Raw genomic sequence first — 2,159 nt, 5'->3', positions numbered from 1 at the left:
GGATTGCGGAGGGGGAGGGGCCCGGCGGGGAGCACGCCGACCCGGGTGAACCGCCCGCCGCCGAGGGCCCCGCGGAGGACGACACGTCGGAGGACGAGGCGTTCGTGGCGAGCCTGGACGCGGCGGCCGGCATCGCCACGGCCCGCCTGCTCTGCCACCGGGACACCTGGCAGTTCCTGCTCGAACACACCGTCCGCCACCCGCACTTCCGGGTCCCGGACCGCGTCACCGACCTCGCCGGCGGGCGCACCGAGGCGTTCCTCTCCGGCCGCTCGCTGCTCGCCGTCCTGGTGACCACGCGCGACCTCCAGCGGAACGGGGCGGCGGACCCCGTCGGCCGGGCCCTCGCCGGCACCGTGCACCAACGCGCCCGGCGGGCCGTGGCCGGCACCGGCGCCCCGGTCGGCGAGGCCGACTCCGGGAGCCACGCGGACGCCGACGTCATCACCATCGTGCTCGACGACCGCCCGACGACCAACGGGGGTTGACGCCCCACCCGCCGGTCGGTTCCCGGGCCGGCCGGCGGGGCCGAGGCGGTAATACCCGGGACACCGCACCGGGCTCCGACGCATCATCGGGGGATGGATGTCGTGAAACTCCTGGAGGCCGCGGCGCTCCTGGTGCCGCAGGGCACCGCCACGGAGAACGACCTGACGGTGGACGACGTGTGGGACTACCTCGTCCACGACGAGTGGGAGATCGCCCTCGACCTGTTGGAGGAACTCGGCGACCTCCCGGCGCCGCTTCCGCCCGCCTTCTGGGCCTCCCTCCTCACGGCCGCCGAGGAGATGCGCCTGGAAGGGAGCGCGGAGTGGTGCCGCCGGCGCCTGCGGGAGGCCCGGCACGGTGTCATCCGGGCCGATCCCACCCTCCGCCCGCCGGGGGAGACCCGACGGCGGACCCCCATGGGCGGGGCCGGAGTCCTGCGTCCCATGTGGGACATCGGGAACCGGGCGCCCACCGGCGAACCGACATGGAACATCGCGGCATTGTGGGTGGAGGAGCGCGTCTTTCTCGAACCGGGGGACCGGGCCGTCGTGCGCCTCGCCCCGCTCGACCGCTCGCGGTGGCGGCATCTGCGTCCCGGACAGGTGATCACCATGTACGAGGACCGGACGGCGGTGGTCCCGGAGGTCACGCGACCCGTCGGCGGACCCGGCGGGGCACCGGACGTCGGGGCCACGGGGTGACGCCCGCCGGTTCCGGTGTCGGCGGCCCGGGCTAGAGTCGTCGCCCACATCCGGCCGGAGGATCCCGGCCGGGCCGGTCGCGGGGGACGGGGACGACGGGGACATGGACGGCGGGCACGGGGAACGGGCGGACGGGGGCATCCGGCAGCCCGGCTACGAGGTTCTGGAGGTGCTGGGCCGGGGCGGTTTCGCCACCGTGCACCGGGCCCGTCAGCTCTCCATGGACCGGGAGGTGGCGCTGCGGATCGACGGCCGACAACTCCTCTCCGAGCGGGACCGCAAGCGCTTCCTGCGCGAGGTGACCGCCGCCGGGCGGTTGTCGGACCACCCCCACGTGGTGGCCGTCCACGACGCCGGGGTGCGGGAGGACGGACACCCCTATCTGGTGCTGGAGCTGTGCCCCGGTGGGTCGCTGGCCGACCGGCTCGCCCGCACCGGCCCGCTGCCCGTCGCGGAAGCCCGCGACATCGGCGTCGCGCTCGCCGACGCGCTGGCCGCCGCCCACGCGGCCGGGGTGCTGCACCGCGACATCAAGCCCGGCAACGTCATGATCAACCGCTACGGGGGTGTCGCCCTCACCGACTTCGGGCTCGCCGCCCTGCCCCGCCCCGGTCACGACCTGTCGGTCACCCGCGAGGCGCTGACCCCGGCGTACGCGCCGCCGGAGGCGTTCCGGCTGGTCGAGCCCTCCGCCGCCGGGGACGTGTACTCCCTGGCCGCCACCGTGCACGCCCTGCTGTGCGGCAGGCCCCCGCACTTCCCCGAGGACGGGGGCGAGCCGAGCCTCGCCGAGATCATCGTCCGGCAGACCCAACCCCTGCCCGACCTGCCGGGAGTGCCGGCCGATCTGATGGCCGTCCTGCGCCGGGCGCTGGCCGCCGACCCGGCCGAACGGACCATCGACGCCGCCGGGTTCCGGGACGCCCTGGCCGCCGCAGACCTCGGGTCGGCCCCGGTCGCCCCCGCCCC

At 76.1% G+C, this 2,159-nt stretch carries 2 protein-coding genes and 1 pseudogene; all 3 read left to right on the top strand.

The genetic code is table 11. From position 1 onward, the window contains the following. A pseudogene (locus FOE67_RS23540) lies at nucleotides 1–488 on the top strand (hypothetical protein); the annotation flags it as partial. 93 nt (nucleotides 489–581) lie between these two features. After that, entirely contained in the window at nucleotides 582–1,190 is a 609-nt protein-coding gene (locus FOE67_RS23535; RefSeq protein WP_182666850.1) for a hypothetical protein, read from the top strand. Nucleotides 1,191–1,293: 103 nt separating this feature from the next. Then, a partial coding sequence (locus tag FOE67_RS23530; RefSeq protein WP_182666849.1) for a serine/threonine-protein kinase occupies nucleotides 1,294–2,159 on the top strand: 866 nt, incomplete at its 3' end.

Source organism: Streptomyces calidiresistens (assembly GCF_014141525.1).
Taxonomy (GTDB): domain Bacteria; phylum Actinomycetota; class Actinomycetes; order Streptomycetales; family Streptomycetaceae; genus Streptomyces; species Streptomyces calidiresistens.
This window is presented reverse-complemented; position numbering and strand designations above follow the sequence as displayed.

Coding starts and splice junctions, on each gene's coding strand:
- FOE67_RS23535 (WP_182666850.1), top strand. CDS start 582: ATGGATGTCGTGAAACTCCTGGAGGCCGCGGCGCTCCTGGTGCCGCAG.